This window comes from Siphonobacter sp. (genome assembly GCF_048595215.1).
In the GTDB taxonomy this organism is placed as follows: domain Bacteria; phylum Bacteroidota; class Bacteroidia; order Cytophagales; family Spirosomataceae; genus Siphonobacter.
Window position 1 is genome coordinate 1 of the sequence record NZ_JBMDWJ010000024.1, and the last position, 17005, is coordinate 17005.

A 17005-nucleotide genomic window follows, 5' to 3' on the forward strand; every position below is an offset into this window, starting at 1 on the left:
GAAGAGGTCGCTTTTTTCAACGGCTCTAATCCGCTGGCTTTGTCAGCCCTGGCGGCAGGTGCCCGGGGCTGGTGTACGGCGGCTCCTAACCTCATACCAAAGCTGAACCTTCAACTTTTCGACTCCTTCCAGCAAGGGCAATGGACACAGGCTCAGCAGGCTTTCTACCAACAATTTGATTTGCTTCAGTTTATCGTACAAAAGGGACTGCCGCGGGCCATTCAAGCCGGGCTGGAACTGCAGGGCGTAAGCGGTGGCGAACTACGGGCTCCCCTGGCTAAACTGACCAGCGAGGAAAAAGCCCAACTTAATGCTATTCTGGCGGCATGTTTTTAAGAACACAGCGTCAGGGCTAACCCTGACGCTGTGTTTTAAATAGAATAATAGGTGGTTTGTTTTATAGTGTATGAGGTTCGATGTATACACGAATAGATCAGTTTGCCGTCCTGCTAAGACGGCTGATCATTTAGTCCATATGCATTCCATGCGGGGCATCCCATGCCGGCACGCCCACCGCTCTTTTCATCCTGCTCAAGGCCACCGCATTGCGGATGAAGCCGCCATGGAATGGAAGGCGGCTTGAGCCCGGCATGGAATGCGATAGGACGGGGATTGGGTTTATGCCGTCCATGAAGAGTTTTGATTGAAATTCAACAACCATCAACTTCTGACAATTAGGCAAATATTGATCAACTTTCAGAAGAAGAAAACCTCTCCCGCCTGTCAGCCGCGGAACAACCTACGATAGCCGCAATGCGGTGGCCCTAAGCAGGCGGTCGCCGCCATGGAATGGTTAGGCGTGGAGTGGCTGATTGGCTACCGAACAGCCCTGCCTGCTGGACGAATCCAGTATAGGTGAATAACGAAACCCTGTAAGAGTAAAACTAAGCAGATGTTCTTCCAAGAAATGGGCAAAGGCTGCTGACCAGCCTTCGTAGCAGGACAAAATACAGCCCTAGTACAATCGACATCATACTCTATAAAACAAACCATCATCTTCCCGTAAAGCCATGAAAGTATACCCAACATTACGGGCGATCTGGAACCAATTGTACGACTTTCCGGGGCTTCCTTTCTGGTTCCCCTCATGATCTTTACAAAATGGATGCTATTGGATTTTATATCCTGGTAACTGTACTTGCTGGATATGATCCGCGGAAAGCCTTTCTGCTGAAGCTTTTTCGCAGAAAGCCGTCGGACAATCGGTTCCGTTTGTAACGAGACGTATACCAGCCCGGCTCAATCCCAGTCGCTTAAAGCGTTTTTTGTAACACCTGTAGTACCTGTTCCATTTCCGGACTGGTCAGCGAAGCAAAACCAATGCGGAGGGCATTCAGTCCCGTACCCTCGTACGAAAACGCATCGGTATTAATGACGCTGACGCCCTGCTGTTGTAGCTGTTTGGTCAGTTCAGGAATATTTCGGTTCTCATTGAAACGAATCCAGTAGGCGAGTCCCCCTTCGGGTACCCGATAAGTAAGGACATCGGCCAGATACTGCTGCAAAAACTGGTGGGTTTGAGCGTGCCTTTGGCGGTACACATTCAGAGCCCGGCGGGCGTGTTTCTGAATTTCTCCCGCTTGCATCAACTCTGCCACGGCCTGTTCCAGTACATTGTCTCCCTGTCGATCGATAATGGATCGAAGGGCGGCGGCGGCCTGAATAAAAGCCGGTGGCCCCGTCACAAAACCAATGCGAACCGCCGGAGCAATGAGTTTACTCAGCGAACTGATGTAAATGATAGGTCCGCCATGGGCATAACTCGCCAGCGGCAAAGGAACCTTGGTCCCGTAATGGAATTCATGGTCGTAATCATCCTCGATGATCGTGAAACCGTACTGATGCGACAACTCCAGTAAGGCCATTCGCCGATCCGCTTTGAGGGTAACCGTGGTGGGAAACTGGTGCTGGGGCGTCGTCAGCAGGGCTTTGACGGAAGTACGCCGACAGACGCTTTCTACGGCTTCAATCTGAATCCCTTCGTCGTCCACCGGAATTGGGATTAGTTGTGCTCCCGCCTGCCGCAAAACCTGCCAAGCCGGGGCGTAACCGGGGTTTTCAATCAGTACCACATCGCCCGGTTGAATCAGAGACAAGGCGGTTAGGTACAGGGCCATCTGGCTTCCCCGGGTAATAAGGATTTCGTCCGCTTGCACGGGAATGCCCCGGTACTGCGAAAGCATGTGAGCGATGTTTTCCCGGAGCAGTTCATTGCCCAGCTCACTGCTGTACCCCATCAATCGCCAGCGGGCTTTTTGGTTGAAAATACGCCGATAAGCCCTCGATAACTCATCCAGCGGAGCCAGTCGAACATCCGGAATGCCGTCGGATACGGCGATTACGGGAACTTTGGGGGAGACGGTGTTCGCCGGTCCCGAAGAACGGTTAGCCGCAGCCTTCCGGGCAACCCGACCCTGATCCGCCCGTTTTTGTGGAAGTTGCGAAGAAACGAACGTACCGCTTTTATGCCGACTTTCCAGCCATCCCTCGGCTAACAGCTGTTCGTAGGCTTCCACAACGGTTTTACGATTGACCTGAAGTTGCTCCGCCAGACTACGACTGCCCGGCAAAGCCGTATTGGGGAGTAGTCGGCCTTTCTGAATTTCCTGTCTCAGGTAATCCGCAATTTGTAGGTAAATGGCTTTTGAATCTTCCCAATTAAGGGATAAACCAAGTGTCCACGGTCTTAACTGGCCCATCTGTATTTATTAAAACTGGATGATATAGCTAGGCCAAATATAGGCAACCTTTGCTTTCGAATCCATCCAGTACTAATTCATTCTCAAGCATTGTCAAAAAGCAGAGCGGAATGAAGCGTGCTGAAAAGTAGCTTCCCAGGTCATGTGTTCATGTCTCTTAGGAAAACCTGATCGATACCAGCAAGTAGACCCGCAGCGTGTCAATGATGGAGTGGCGGCTCCGTATCCTCTTTTCGATGCTGTGGAGTACTACTTGCTTCTTGAATACCAGCTAGCCTTACACTAGGGACAAGAGGGTATGAGAAAAACAGAATTAGAATCCGAATAGGGAGGCGAAGTTTCCCCCGGCTTTCACACTCTCAAAAAAAGCAGAACCTAATTTTCAATCCACGTATGCATACGCCCGTTTCCATAAATCTGCAAAGGGTCCATCAGCGAATCCAGAAAGCCTGTCAGGAGTCGGGCCGGTCCGTAGCTGAAGTTCGCCTTTTATTAGCCACCAAAACAGTACCCGCCGATCAAATTCGATTAGCTATTGAAGCGGGTGAAACGCTTATCGGTGAAAACAAAGTCCAGGAATTACGCGACAAACAGGCAGAGCTAGAGCATCTTCCCATCGAGCGGCATTTCATCGGTCACTTACAAACCAACAAAATCAAAGAGGTGCTTAAGTACGTCTCCTGCATCCAGTCATTGGATCGGCTGGCCGTCGCTCAGCAACTCGACCAGCAGCTGCAAAAACTGGGTAAATCGCTGGAGGTGTACATTCAGGTCAATACTTCCTACGAAACCAGCAAATACGGGCTAAACCCCGCGGAGGTTCTGAACTTTATCAAAGCGATTCGACCCCTCGATACGCTTCGAATCAAAGGTTTAATGACCATTGGACTGCTGGATGTTGAAAAGGAAAAGATGCGTCCTTCCCTGGCCTTACTTCGCCAGACCAGAGATCAACTCCTGGCGGAAGGGTTGAATGGCATCTCGTCCCTGGAACTGTCCATGGGTATGAGCCAGGATCTAGAATTAGCCATTGCCGAAGGCTCTAACCTGGTACGCATCGGTACGGCCGTATTTGGGAATCGCTTTCTAGGTAAGGAAATCTGGAAGGAGTGAGAGGGTCATGGCATCCGTTCAATGAACGGTAGTAACGGACCGCTTGCTTTTGAAACCTCCCCAATCTGTCATTTCCCCGGTGTAGTCCGGTTACGACCCATCCGTTGCTACCGTTCCTTTCATTTTTCGGCGAAATACCCATTCATACTCAAGTCGTTTACTCCCATGACAATCGTTCAGCTCGAATACCTGGTGGCCGTGGATACCTACCGGAGTTTCAATAAAGCCGCTACCCATTGTTTTGTAACGCAGCCGACGCTCAGTCTTCAGCTTCAAAAGCTGGAAGACGTACTGGGCGTAAAGCTTTTTGAAAGAAATCCCGTGGTGCCAACCAAAATAGGTACGGAAATCATCGAAAAAGCACGTTTGCTGCTGGACGATTACTATCGGATTCGGGAAGTGGCTCAGCAGGAACAACGGGCCTTAGCGGGCGAGTTGCACATCGGTGTCATCACGACGCTGGCTCCGTACCTGATCCCTGGCCTGATGAGCCGGTTTCGCAATAAACATCCGGGAGTTAAACTCGTGATTTGGGAAGAAACCACGGCCCAGATTATTCATAAAATCAAACAGGGCGTGATTGACTGCGGGATTGTCTCCACGCCGCTTAACGAAAGTCAGTTGCTGGAACATCCGCTATTTACGGAAAAACTAGTGGCGTATGTGGATACTACCAGTCCATTGGCTCAGAAGAAAACATTGAAGCCGGAAGATATTGATCCGGCTGAAATCTGGGTACTCAACGAAGGCCACTGCCTGCGGGATGAAGTACTGCTGATGTGCCAGAAAAAGAGGGAACATCCCGAGGAGCCCACCTATGCATTTCATACGGGCAGTCTGGAAACCTTACGGCGACTGGTGGATGAAAACGGCGGAGCTACCATTCTTCCCGAGCTGGCTCTGACCCAGTTGAATAAAGAACAACAACGGAAAATCCGACCCTTTAAAGCCCCGGAACCAACCCGCTCGATCGGCATCATCACGCCCAAAACGTTTGTCAAGCGACGAATGATTGAGTCACTGAAACAGGAAATAAAAGAGGTATACGAGACGGCTGTCCAGGACCATGCGTGATCAGTAGCCAGAAGATTGAATCGTTTTGGGTCTAAAAAGCCAGCCGTACCATCAATGGTACCGGCTGGCTTTTCGTTTATAACTGAGGATGGGTAAATTGGTTGACCTCCCCCATCGTCAGCCCCAGGGCCTGAGCCACGCCCGTACCGTAAGCCGGGTCGGCCTGGTAACAATTGCGGATGTGGCGTACCTGAATGAATCGCTGGGCTTTACCCACGGCGGCTGCCGTATTGCTGAAGAGTACCTGTTTCTGGGCTTCAGTCATCTTTCTAAACAGATTGCCGGGCTGGGAGAAGTAATCTGTATCGTCTTCCCGAAACTCGTACGCATACGCGTCGCCGTCCAGTTTCAGGGGTGGTTCCTTGAATGCAGGCTGTTCCTGCCACTGACCAAAGCTGTTGGGTTGATACGCGATCGTTGACCCGTAGTTGCCGTCGGTACGCATGGCCCCGTCGCGGTGGAAAGCGTGGAACGGACACTTTGGGGCATTGACCGGAATATGGGCATGATTCACGCCCAGACGGTACCGTTGAGCATCGCCGTACGAGAACAACCGCCCCTGCAACATCTTATCGGGCGAATAGCCAATGCCGGGGACAATGTTGGCCGGATTAAAGGCAGCCTGTTCTACTTCCGCGAAGTAATTAGCGGGATTCCGATTCAATTCAAATTCGCCGACGGGAATCAGCGGATAATCGGCATGCGGCCAGACTTTGGTGAGATCGAAGGGATGAATGGCGTACGTGTGGGCCTCGGCTTCCGGCATGATCTGTACCAGGAACTGCCATTTGGGATAGTTCCTCTGCTCGATGTTATCGTAAAGGTCGCGTTGGTGCGATTCCCGATCCTGACCAATGAGCCCGGCGGCCTGTTCATTCGTCAGGTTTTCAATGCCCTGCTGACTTCTGAAATGAAACTTCACCCAGAAACGCTCGTTCTGGTGGTTGATGAAGCTGTAGGTGTGACTGCCGAAGCCGTGCATGTGCCGGTACGTGCGGGGAATGCCCCGATCACTCATCACAATCGTTACCTGATGCAGAGCCTCGGGCAGCAGCGTCCAGAAATCCCAGTTACTGTCGGCGTTGTGCATATTCGTTCGTGGATCACGCTTAACCACGTGATTCAGGTCGGCAAACTTCATCGGGTCGCGGAAAAAGAAGACGGGCGTATTGTTTCCGACCAGATCCCAGTTTCCCTGCTGGGTATAGAATTTCAGGGCAAAACCCCGAATGTCGCGTTCGGCATCGGCGGCTCCCCGTTCGCCAGCCACGGTCGAAAAGCGGATAAACAGCTCGGTTTTCTTCCCAATTTCGGAAAAGAGATCAGCTTTGGTATAGGCCGTAATGTCGTGCGTAACGGTAAACGTGCCGTACGCTCCCGAGCCCTTGGCGTGCATGCGACGCTCGGGAATAACTTCGCGGTCGAAATGAGCCATCTTTTCCAGAAACCAAAAGTCCTGTAACAAGAGTGGCCCTCGCGGCCCCGCCGTCAGTACATTTTGATTATCCGGAACGGGCGTCCCCGTAGCCGTGGTTAATTTGTTCTGGTTTTCCATTAGTAAAACAAGGGGTTAAACTGGTTTGCTGAACAAAAGTGACCACGCCCGATGGTTAAGAAAAATTGATAGTTTTAATTGAAAAATTGATTTTGTCAATGTGGGGAAGAAACGCTTAACACCCCTTTGAACGGGTGAGAGCTGAAGGAGAAGAGAATGTCTTTTGCAGAAAATCAGGAAAATTTAGTACCGGATATAAATTGCACTTTATGGTGTTTTTTTGTTAATTATAGTAACTTGCCGCGAAATCGTAACCCTGTTTAAGCCTTGATTTCCCAGCATCCCCACTCCTTAGAGGCCCAACGCGTATGGCTACAGCTTTGCCAGGGGGATTCGGCTGCCTTAAATCAGGTAGCGGAGTGGTATTATGCGGCTCTGCTGAATTACGGGTTAAAGCTGGAACGTGATCGGGAACTCGTCAAAGATTTACTACAGGAGCTTTTCCTGGAACTCTGGACCCGACGCGAGTCGCTGCCCCAACCCGAGGATATTAAAGCCTACCTGTTTGCCATCCTGCGAAACAAAATCTACCGATCATACCGGCAGCAATCGGGGTATTCGCACGAAGCGTATCCGGAGTCACTCGGCAGTGAGGAGCTGGGGGTAGAATCGCTGCTCATCCATCAGGAAACCCAGGAAGAATACCACCTGCGTTTGACCAAAGCTCTCGAATCGCTATCTCCCCGGCAACGGGAAATTATTTTTCTACACTATTACGAAGGTCTCTCGCACGATCAGATTGCGGAGATCATGCAACTCAACCACCAGAGCGTTTATAATCTGCTTTCCCGTTCGCTCAAGGAACTCCGCAATGCTTGGGTCGTGGGAGGTGTTCTTTGGGTGGCGAATGCGTTGAGTTTTCCTTTCCCCGAAAATTAATTCAAAAAATTTTCATCGTTTTTGGTTAGGTTCTGCGGCTACCGCACACTCTACTATTGAAACGTGCACTGTTTTATTTTTTCATGAAAAAATACCAGAATTTTGAAGCCCGTGATTTTATTCAGGACGAATCCTTTCGTCACTGGGTACGTGATCCGGCCGGGTCACAGGCTTTGTTCTGGCAAGAGTACCTTATGATGCATCCGGAACAGGAGTACGTGATTCGTCAGGCCCGCCTGTTTCTGGAGGAGATTTACGCCCATTACGCCGAACCCGTTCCGCAGGCGGAGGTACAGCTGGAACTGGAAAAGCTGAGGGAACGCGTGGCGGTACAACCCGTGCGTCGATTGCGAGCGTTTACCTGGGTCCGGTGGGCGGCGGTACTGCTAATTCTGGCGGGACTGGGATGGTGGAGCTGGCCGGAAAAACCCGCGACGCCCGAACCCGCTTCCCTGCATTGGGCCTTGAAAACCAATCCAGGAAAAGAACCCGTCACGGTACTGTTACCGGACGGCAGTGTGGTAACGCTGGAAAAGAATAGCCGTTTGTGGTATCCGGTACAGTTTCCGAAGGACAAACGGGCGGTACAACTCTACGGCGATGCTTTCTTTGACATTACTAAGAACCCCAATCATCCGTTCGTCGTGTACACGTCTGAATTGAGTACAAAAGTGTTAGGTACGAGTTTCTGGATTTACGCCCGACCCCAAACCCAGAAAACGGTGGTTCAGGTACGCAGTGGTCGGGTCGGGGTACGGGTACGAACGAGTACCGCTGTTCCGACGATTCTGAATCCGCAGGAACAGCTTACGTACGACAAACGGCTGGACCGTCTGGACAAAATCACGCTGGTTAAAAAACGAGCCGTGTTCCGGGAACAGACGTTTGACAACGCTCCGGTGCCCCGGGTACTGGCAGAACTGCAACGTCAGTTTGGTGTCAAAATCAATTACAATGCCGAACAGCTTCGCAACTGTTCCATCAATACCACTTTTAAAGAAGAAAATCTTCAGGAACGTTTAAGTGCCATTTGTCAGGCCATCGGGGCCACTTACCAGGTGAAAGGGGGACAGGTATTTATCCAGAGCGACGGCTGTACACCGTAGTGCGGGCTAAAATCCACGATAGACCTCGACCCCAGCTTCAGTTCATTTTTCGTCTCCAGTACATCCCTTGCCGGGATGCAGGGAAGTATTGTGTCTACTCTAAACCGTAAAACAGTACCTATTATGAAAAAATGGCTTACTTCTACCTGTATTGTCTTGTGGGTATTCGCCAGCTATTGCGGAGCGTACGCGAATGACTCGGCCGATCAGGAAGTGCTGCAACGCAGGATTTCACTCAATCTCGTAAATCAGGATGTGAAAGTAGTACTGCAACAGCTGAGCAAACTGGCCGAAGTGCGGTTTACCTACCAATCCTCTTTGTTCGGCTCCACCCCAAAAGTTTCCGTACAGGCGCAAAACCTGCCTTTGTCCAGAGTACTTGACCAATTGCTTCGCCCGCTACAAGTAGAGTATAAGGTGGAAGCCCAACAAATTATTCTGATCCGGCAGTCGCCTTCGGCTCCCCGTACGGCCGTTGATACGGAGGTTTCCGGAACGGTAACGGATGAAAAAGGCGAACCCCTGCCCGGCGTAAACATTCTGGTCAAAGGCACCCAGCGGGGTGTCGCTACGGACGTGAAGGGGCAGTATCGCCTCCGAGTCCCGGATGAAAACGCCGTATTGGTCTTTTCCTTCGTCGGCTTTACCCCGCAGGAAATTACGGTGGGTAGTCGTACCAGTCTGAATGTCGTTCTCAAAGCCGATGCCAGTGCTCTCAATGAAGTGGTAGTCGTGGGCTACGGTACCCAGCGGGCTCAGGATGTAACGGGTTCCGTGGCGTCTATTTCCATGAAAAACGTCAAGGAAATGCCCGTCGCAGGCCTGGATCAATCCCTGTCCGGACAAATCGCCGGGGTACAGATCAGCTCTTCCAACGGGGTGCCGGGGGGTGGACCACAGATTCAGGTACGCGGGATCGGAGCCGTTGGAGGGGGCAGTCAGCCCTTGTACGTGGTCGATGGGTTTCCTCTTTCCACGACCTCCAATCAAACGTCCAATCCCATCAATGACATTCCCCCGCAGGATATTGAGTCCATCACCGTGCTGAAAGATGCCTCGGCTACGGCCATCTACGGTTCCCGGGGAGCCAATGGCGTCATTTTGATTACGACCAAACGGGGAAAGACCGGAAAAACCAACGTACAAGTGGGCGTATACACGGGCTTACAACAAATTCCCAATAAAGGAAAGCCGGATTTGATGAACGCTCAGGAATTCGCTCAGTTTCGCAAGGAAGCCATTTCGGATCGGATTCGGGCGGAGCAAAACCGGGAAGCTACCGATGCAGATATTCCGGAGCAGTACCGCAATCCGGAGCGGTTAGGCAAGGGTACCAACTGGTTTGAGGCCATGACTCGCGTAGCACCGATGACGGACGTGAACCTGAGTTTGAGCGGCGGCAATGAAAATCTGAATACTTACGTATCGGCTGGCTTTTTTCAGCAGGACGGTGTCGTGACGGGGACGAGCTTTCAGCGGTTTTCCCTGCGAGCCAACATTGATGGTCGGCTGAGCGACAAACTGCGGGTCGGGGTGAATCTGGCTCCCACCTTTACCCGTCGGCAACGCGGTATTTTCGGCGGTGCGGGACGGGGGGAACAGGGTTTCGGTGAAGGCTTAGTGGCCAGTCCTTTGCCACCCGTGTACCTTTCGGATGGTTCCTATAATCCCATGATTCAGAGCGATGGAACCTTCAACTACCCGAACCCGGTGATGGTTCTTAACGAAGTGGATGATTACTCAAATAGTACGCGGGTGCTCATCAACGCCTACGCCGAATACGAACCCGTGAAAAATCTGAAGTTCAAAACGACGTTCAATACGGATTGGCAGGACGGACGGGCCGAATACTTCCACCCCTCCACGATTGGGTACCTCAATCAGAATCCGCCCACCATTCCCACGGCCCGCTATAACCGGAATTCGTACCAGAACTGGCTCAACGAAAATACGCTGACGTATCAGACTACTTTCAACGAAGTCCACTCCCTGACGGCCCTGCTGGGTTTCACCATACAGCAGCAAACCAATAAAGGAGCCTCGTTTACCGGTGAAAATTTTCCCGATGATGATGTAAAAACCTTTAACGCCGCCGCTCGTATTACGGGCAGTACGGGTCAGGAAGACTGGTCGTTACTTTCCTATCTGGCCCGCTTGAATTACGCCTACCGCGACAAGTACCTGCTGACGGCTACCCTCCGACGAGACGGTTCCTCCCGCTTTGGGCAGGATAACCGCTGGGGCATTTTCCCTTCGGCAGCTCTGGGCTGGCGTATTTCGCAGGAGGAATTTTTGAAACCGGTCAACTGGATCAGCGATCTGAAACTGCGGGCTTCCTACGGTGTTTCGGGAAATTTCGAAATCGGTAATTACACCTACCTGAGCCAGATGATTTCCAATAACTACGTGTTGGGCGGAACGCTGGTGGGCGGTCGTCAGATGGAAACGCTGGGAAATCCCCGACTGGGCTGGGAACGGATGCATGAGCTGAACGTCGGCTTCGATTTCGGCTTGCTGAGTGATCGTTTTTACATCACGGCGGATTTTTACCGCCGCAATACGGAAGACCTGTTACTGAATGTAGAGATTCCACAGTCCTCGGGGTTTGGCTCGGTAATGGAAAACCGGGGGAACGTACAGAACAAGGGCGTCGAGCTGGCTGTTACGTCCCGAAACATTTCGCGGGGTTCTTTTGGCTGGACGACGAATTTCAACATTGCCTTCAACCGCAATAAAGTGCTCGCTCTGGGTCGTAGCGACCGCCCGATTCTGTCCGGCGTAAGTGGCGAGGGCAATCCGACCAACATCACCATGCTGGGCCGCCCCCTGGGACTTTTCTACGGCTACGTGTTTGATGGCCTGTACCAGAGTCAGGAAGAAATTAACGCGGGACCAGCCTTTCCCGGTGCCGTACCCGGCAACATGCGGGTAAAAGATGTCAATGGCGATGGCGTGATTACGCCAGTGGATGATTTCGATGTTATTGGCAATCCCTATCCCAAGTTTACTTGGGGTCTGACCAATACGCTCAATTACCGAAACTTTGATCTACGCGTCCTCGTCACCGGTTCCGTGGGTGGGCAACGGCTGCATACGGCTTATGAATACCTGCACAACATTGATGGCGTCTTTAACGTCACCCGCGACATTAAAGACCGCTGGCGATCGCCCGAACAGCCCGGCAATGGTCGTATTCCGACGACCAATGGCTCGGGCCGGGGTCGGGTGATGTTCCGGGATGTCAGCTCGTTGTGGGTGGAAGACAATGATTACGCCTGGGTAAAAAATATCACCCTGGGTTATAATCTGAGCAAAGGTATCGGGAAAGTCATTCGCAGTGCCCGCTTTTACGTATCGGCTCAGAACGCCATCCTAATTACCAATTATACGGGCAACCCCGAAGTGCAGAACTATGGTAATTCGGGTAGTAAATCCGGCACGCTGGTACCCGGCGTAGACTACTCCAGCTATCCCGTTCCCCGCATTTTCACCGTAGGTACGAATCTTAGTTTCTAACGATCTGACGCTCTAAACCGATGAAAACATACCTTTTGTTCGCGGCCCTTTTGTTGAGCCTGACGGCCTGCCAGCAAGCACTCGATGTCAATCCGCACAGCTTTACGAGTGGTGATAAGTACTATAGCACGGAAGATCAGGTGTTAAAAGCCGTCAACGGAGCCTACGGGCAGCTCCAAGGCTTATACACAGGTGATCTGTACGCGATGGCCGAAATGCGATCAGATAACACCACCTACCAGTTCAACGAAAGTGATCGCGGGGTGCAGCAGCGGGAGGAAATTGACGAGTTCCTGATCAATTCTTCCAACAATTACGTGCAAAATGTCTGGGCTGCTTTGTACAAGGGCGTCATGCAATCCAATGTCATCCTGAGTCGGATTGATGCGGTTCCGTTCAAGGACGAAAGCCTTAAAGCCCAGTACGTGGGCGAGGCCAAATTCCTGCGGGCGGTGCACTACTTTTATCTGGTGCGTTTATTCGGCTCCGTTCCTCTGATTACGAAGGAAATTACCGGACCGGAACAAGCCTTTACGGCGGAAAAAACCAGCGTTGATAATATTTACCAGCAAATTATCAGCGACGTGCAGGACGCCGTGAATCAGTTGCCGCAAACGTATACGGGCCAAAACGTCGGTCGGGCTACGAAAGGGGCCGCTCATACCTTACTGGGCCACGTGTACCTGACTCGGAAAGACTACGCGAAAGCCATTGCCTCCTTCGAACAGGTCAAGGGCTATACACTGGTCAGTGATTACGCCAGCGTATTTGCGACGACGAATAAAAACCATTCCGAATCGGTCTTTGAAGTGCAGTACAACGCCGATATGGAAGGGGAGAGCAGCAATTTTATCTACTCCTTTGGACCGTACAATGCTGGTGTACCACTCACGACATTTCAGGGCAATCTGGGTGGTATGAACATTCCCACGCGGAATATTTTTCAGGCCTACGAAAAAGGAGACAAACGGCGGGACGCTTCCATTGGGTACTACATTGATGCCGGTAATGTCAAGTATTCGGAAGCGTTTGGCCAGGATTCGCTGCCTTACATCAAAAAATTCTTTCATCCACCCTTCAAGTTGCAGGGCCGAACCGACGACAACTGGCCCGTCTATCGCTATAGTCATGTGATGCTCATGCTGGCGGAGGCTCTGAATGAAACGGGCCAAACGGCGGCAGCCTATCAGTACCTGAATCCCGTTCGTCAACGGGCGGGGCTGGCTCCGCTGGCGGGCCTGAGTCAGACGGCCTTTCGCGAAGCGGTGTACCACGAACAACGGGTAGAGGTGGCTTTTGAAAACCACCGCTGGTTTGACCTCCTGCGAACCGGACAGGCACGGACGGTAATGAATGCTCACGGTGTCGAGGAGAAAAAGCGACTACCCCGCCTGAGTGCGGCTGCCTTCAATGTGCAGGATTACATGCTGCTATATCCGATTCCCCAGCGGGAAATCCGGCTCAATGGTTTTGAGCAAAACCCGGGCTGGTAATTCATTTGATGTTACGCCGGCAAGGCCTCCTTTCCGACCCATGGAAAGGGAGGGAGACCTTGCCCTAATCTTCCGAAACCGTCATGGCTTTACCCTCTTTTTTTACCAGGCAGACGCTCGTGTATGGACTGCTGCTGTTGGGTATTCTGGGCTCGACTGCCTGGATCGTTCAAGCCCCGGAGCCTGAACATCCGAAAGTCAAAAAACTCAAACTACCCGCCGGATTCAAAGCGGAACACCTCTACAGCCCTTCGGAGCAGAAGCAGGGTTCGTGGGTGGCGATGACCTTTGATGGAAAAGGCCGACTCATTACTGCCGATCAGTATGGCTACCTCTATCGCCTGGAAATCCCGCCGCTGGGAAACCCGGATGCGAAGCCAAAGGTGGAACCCCTGCCGATTCAATTACCGGACGCCAACGTACCCGATTCGGTCAAAACGAAAGTTCGAATGGGCTACGCTCAGGGTTTACTCTGGGCTTTTAACAGCCTGTATGTCATGGTGAACCACGAGAGTGACAAGAATTTCGACAAAGGCAGCGGCCTGTATCGGCTTCAGGATACGAATGGTGATGATCAGTTTGATAAAATTACGTTGCTGAAATCCCTGAAAGGGGAAGGGGAACACGGTCCGCATAGCTTGGTATTGGCTCCGGACAAGCAGTCCATTTACGTCATCGCGGGAAATCATACCGACGTGCCCGAAATGAACAGCTACCGACTACCCAAAAATTGGCAGGAAGATAATCTGCTGCCCACGATTAAAGATCCGAGAGGACACGCTGTAGACCGGATGGCACCGGGGGGCTGGATTGCTCACATCGATTCGCTGGGTTCGAACTGGGAACTCGTCGCGGCGGGTTTTCGGAACCCCTTCGATCTGGCCTTCAACGAAGCGGGCGAACTGTTTACCTACGACTCGGATATGGAATGGGATTTCGGACTGCCTTGGTATCGGCCCACCCGCATCTGCCACGTAACGAGTGGGGCGGAGTTTGGCTGGCGAACGGGCAATGGCAAATGGCTGCCCGCGTATCCGGATAATTTACCGCCCGTCGTGAACGTTGGACAAGGCTCGCCTACGAACCTCATCCACGGAGGTTCCGCCCGTTTCCCCGAAAAATACCGGAACGCATTATTTGCTTTCGACTGGAGTTTCGGCATCATCTATGCCGTACAGCTCAAGCCGAAAGGAGCCAGCTACGAGGCTCAACTGGAAGAATTTATTTCCGGACCGGCTCTGCCCCTGACGGATGGCCTTATTGGGCCGGATGGTGCTCTGTATTTCCTAACGGGCGGACGTCGGCTCGAATCTGATCTGTACCGGGTCTCCTATCAGGGGGCTGTGGAGGAACCTAAAGCCGTAACCGCTTCGCTAACTTCTGAACAGCAGCTTCGCCGCCAGCTGGAGGCCTTTCACGAAAGGGCTCAGCCGCAGGCCGTAGATGTAGCCTGGCCCCACCTTAACCATCCGGATCGGTTTGTCCGGTACGCGGCCCGTCTGGCTCTGGAGCATCAGCCCGTAGCCCAATGGCAGGAAAAAGCCTTGCAGGAATCCGATCCGCAGCGTTCGCTTCAGGCCCTGCTGGCCCTGACCCGACAGGCCCCGGCCACGCTGAAAAGTCAGGTACTCGAAGCTCTGGCAAAAATCAAATTCGAGCGACTTAATGAAGCTCAGCAGGTAGACTGGCTTCGGGTGCATGAATTGGTACTGCTACGCCTGGGCACGCCAACGGCTTCGGAAAAAACTCGCTTACTGGCTACGTTGGAACCGTTGTACCCCGCCCGCAGTGCTGTACTCAATCGGGGCTTGAGCAAGCTACTGATCGCCCTGGAATCCCCGCAGGCAGCCCCCAAAACGCTGGCCCTGATGCGTCAGAAAGAAGAACCCGGCAGTCAGACCCTGGGCGGTATTGCCGCTACCAGTTCTTCCGATCTGATTTTACGTAATCCGCAATACGGACTGGACATCGCCAAAATGCTGGAAAAAATGCCCCCCGCCCAGCAGACCTTTTATGCCGGGATGCTTAGTCGCCAGCAAACGGGCTGGACGTCGGAGTTACGAAATCAGTACTTCGAATGGTTTGCCCAGGCGTTTCAGTACCAGGGTGGTCGCAGTTACATTGGGTTCATCGATAAAGCCCGGAAGATAGCCCTTTCACAGGTTCCTAAGGAGCAATTCGATCGCTATAACAAACTCTCGGGCGAAGGACTGATCGGTCGGTCGGGGAATGAATTGGCCAGCAATTACACCTTACAGGGACCGGGTCGAAACTGGAAGACCAACGACGCCCTGGCGGTGGTGGACAGTGGCCTGAACCGTCGCAATTTCGATCGGGGTAAAAATATCTACTCGGCCATTCTGTGCAGTCGGTGCCATACCCTACGGGGTGAAGGCGGTGACATTGGTCCGGACTTAACTCAGCTGGGTACCCGCTTTTCCAACAAAGATATTTTAGAAGCTATCGTTGACCCGGACAAGACGGTTTCCGATCAGTACGCTTCGACCATCTTTTCCCTGAAAAATGGCAAGTCGCTGGTAGGACGGTTGGTGAACGAAGATAAGACCAGTTATATCATCTCGCAGAATCCGTTTGCTCCGGAGCAGGTTCAGAAGATTCCCAAGAAAAACGTTACATCTACCAAGTATTCCTCGGTGTCGATGATGCTTCCGGGCTTGATTAATGGACTCAATGCGGAGGAACTCAAAGATCTGATGGCGTTTTTAAAGTCTTCCGGCAATCCACAACACGAAGTATATCAACCCAAAACGGCGGGTGGTAACGAATAATCGACCTATGAAACGACACGCACGAATTACGCTCCTACTCCTCTTCGGACTTTGGATCGGTAGCCCCGAAGGCCGGGCCCAGGCCACCGAATCCGGTTTTGTACCCCTGTTGAACGGATCATCGCTGGAAGGTTGGGAAGGTGATCCCACCTACTGGCGGATCGAAAACGGTACGCTGGTGGGCGAGGTAACGCCTACTACTCTTCTGAAAACCAATACTTTTCTGATCTGGCAGCAACAGCAACCGGCGGATTTTGAATTGAAGGGTACCTTTCGGATTACGAAGGATGGGAATTCGGGCATCAATTACCGCAGTGAACGCGTTGCGGAGGTACCCTACGCCCTAAAAGGCTATCAGGCGGATATCGATGGCCAAAACAAATACACGGGGCAGAATTACGAGGAACGAGGCCGCACGACGCTCGCGTACCGGGGTCAGCAAACCCGCATCCAGCCCTTTACGCAGGGAAACGTCCGCGATCTGATTAAAAACAATGCCTGGACAATGCTGACGGTTGAGAAATCGCTGGGGGAAGCGGAAGCTCTGCAAAGCCGTATCAAAAGCGAGGATTGGAATGAGTTTCACCTCATCGTGAAAGGAAATCGTCTGCAACATTTTATCAATGGGGTACTGATGAGTGACGTGACCGACCTGGATACGGTCAATGGCAAAAAAGCGGGTTTACTAGGGGTGCAGGTACACGTAGGTCCGCCCATGAAAGTCGAATACCGGAATCTCCGGCTAAAAACCTTGTAAACCATGGCAGGAATCGATCAGCGG

General features: G+C 52.2%; 11 protein-coding genes. 9 read left to right on the plus strand and 2 right to left on the minus strand.

Annotated features, from left to right (window positions below):
- Positions 1-336 (plus strand): dihydrodipicolinate synthase family protein (locus tag ACOJTG_RS01325; protein ID WP_420152152.1); only part of this gene is annotated, 336 nt, incomplete at its 5' end.
- A 917-nt stretch (positions 337-1253) separates the two neighbouring features.
- Here ACOJTG_RS01325 and ACOJTG_RS01330 read toward each other — a convergent pair.
- On the minus strand, positions 1254-2699 hold the full coding sequence (locus ACOJTG_RS01330) for a PLP-dependent aminotransferase family protein (protein WP_420152153.1): 1446 nt from the start codon (positions 2697-2699) through the stop codon (positions 1254-1256).
- Between the two features lie 393 nt (positions 2700-3092).
- Between ACOJTG_RS01330 and ACOJTG_RS01335 the strand changes: the two genes are divergently transcribed.
- The gene (locus tag ACOJTG_RS01335; RefSeq protein ID WP_420152154.1) at positions 3093-3812 is read left to right on the plus strand and encodes a YggS family pyridoxal phosphate-dependent enzyme; all 720 of its coding nucleotides are present in this window, start codon (positions 3093-3095) and stop codon (positions 3810-3812) included.
- Positions 3813-3977: 165 nt separating this feature from the next.
- The gene (locus ACOJTG_RS01340) at positions 3978-4886 is read left to right on the plus strand and encodes a LysR substrate-binding domain-containing protein (RefSeq protein WP_420152155.1); all 909 of its coding nucleotides are present in this window, start codon (positions 3978-3980) and stop codon (positions 4884-4886) included.
- 76 nt (positions 4887-4962) lie between these two features.
- Here ACOJTG_RS01340 and ACOJTG_RS01345 read toward each other — a convergent pair whose 3' ends face one another.
- Positions 4963-6441 carry a catalase gene (locus ACOJTG_RS01345; RefSeq protein ID WP_420152156.1) on the minus strand — a complete coding sequence of 493 codons (1479 nt, stop codon included), beginning with the start codon at positions 6439-6441 and terminating at the stop codon, positions 4963-4965.
- Positions 6442-6708: 267 nt separating this feature from the next.
- Between ACOJTG_RS01345 and ACOJTG_RS01350 the strand changes: the two genes are divergently transcribed.
- The 6 genes from ACOJTG_RS01350 (at position 6709) to ACOJTG_RS01375 (ending at position 16981) form a co-directional block, all read left to right on the plus strand.
- Entirely contained in the window at positions 6709-7320 is a 612-nt protein-coding gene (locus tag ACOJTG_RS01350) for an RNA polymerase sigma factor (protein WP_420152157.1), read from the plus strand.
- An 83-nt stretch (positions 7321-7403) separates the two neighbouring features.
- Positions 7404-8426: a FecR family protein gene (locus tag ACOJTG_RS01355; RefSeq protein WP_420152158.1), complete on the plus strand. Its 1023-nt coding sequence runs from the start codon at positions 7404-7406 to the stop codon at positions 8424-8426.
- Between the two features lie 123 nt (positions 8427-8549).
- Positions 8550-11942, plus strand: a complete 3393-nt coding sequence (locus ACOJTG_RS01360) for a TonB-dependent receptor (protein ID WP_420152159.1) — start codon at positions 8550-8552, stop codon at positions 11940-11942.
- Between the two features lie 20 nt (positions 11943-11962).
- On the plus strand, positions 11963-13435 hold the full coding sequence (locus ACOJTG_RS01365) for a RagB/SusD family nutrient uptake outer membrane protein (RefSeq protein WP_420152160.1): 1473 nt from the start codon (positions 11963-11965) through the stop codon (positions 13433-13435).
- 83 nt (positions 13436-13518) lie between these two features.
- Complete coding sequence (locus ACOJTG_RS01370) at positions 13519-16224, plus strand: heme-binding protein (RefSeq protein ID WP_420152161.1); 2706 nt, start codon at positions 13519-13521, stop codon at positions 16222-16224.
- Positions 16225-16231: 7 nt separating this feature from the next.
- On the plus strand, positions 16232-16981 hold the full coding sequence (locus ACOJTG_RS01375) for a 3-keto-disaccharide hydrolase (protein ID WP_420152162.1): 750 nt from the start codon (positions 16232-16234) through the stop codon (positions 16979-16981).
- Positions 16982-17005 lie beyond the last annotated feature (24 nt).

Bases quoted from the DNA above. Each gene is read 5' to 3' on its own strand.
- ACOJTG_RS01345 (WP_420152156.1), bottom strand. From the start codon at position 6,441: ATGGAAAACCAGAACAAATTAACCACGGCTACGGGGACGCCCGTTCCG.
- ACOJTG_RS01360 (WP_420152159.1), top strand. From the start codon at position 8,550: ATGAAAAAATGGCTTACTTCTACCTGTATTGTCTTGTGGGTATTCGCC.
- ACOJTG_RS01355 (WP_420152158.1), top strand. From the start codon at position 7,404: ATGAAAAAATACCAGAATTTTGAAGCCCGTGATTTTATTCAGGACGAA.
- ACOJTG_RS01375 (WP_420152162.1), top strand. From the start codon at position 16,232: ATGAAACGACACGCACGAATTACGCTCCTACTCCTCTTCGGACTTTGG.
- ACOJTG_RS01365 (WP_420152160.1), top strand. From the start codon at position 11,963: ATGAAAACATACCTTTTGTTCGCGGCCCTTTTGTTGAGCCTGACGGCC.
- ACOJTG_RS01335 (WP_420152154.1), top strand. From the start codon at position 3,093: ATGCATACGCCCGTTTCCATAAATCTGCAAAGGGTCCATCAGCGAATC.
- ACOJTG_RS01330 (WP_420152153.1), bottom strand. From the start codon at position 2,699: ATGGGCCAGTTAAGACCGTGGACACTTGGTTTATCCCTTAATTGGGAA.
- ACOJTG_RS01340 (WP_420152155.1), top strand. From the start codon at position 3,978: ATGACAATCGTTCAGCTCGAATACCTGGTGGCCGTGGATACCTACCGG.
- ACOJTG_RS01370 (WP_420152161.1), top strand. From the start codon at position 13,519: ATGGCTTTACCCTCTTTTTTTACCAGGCAGACGCTCGTGTATGGACTG.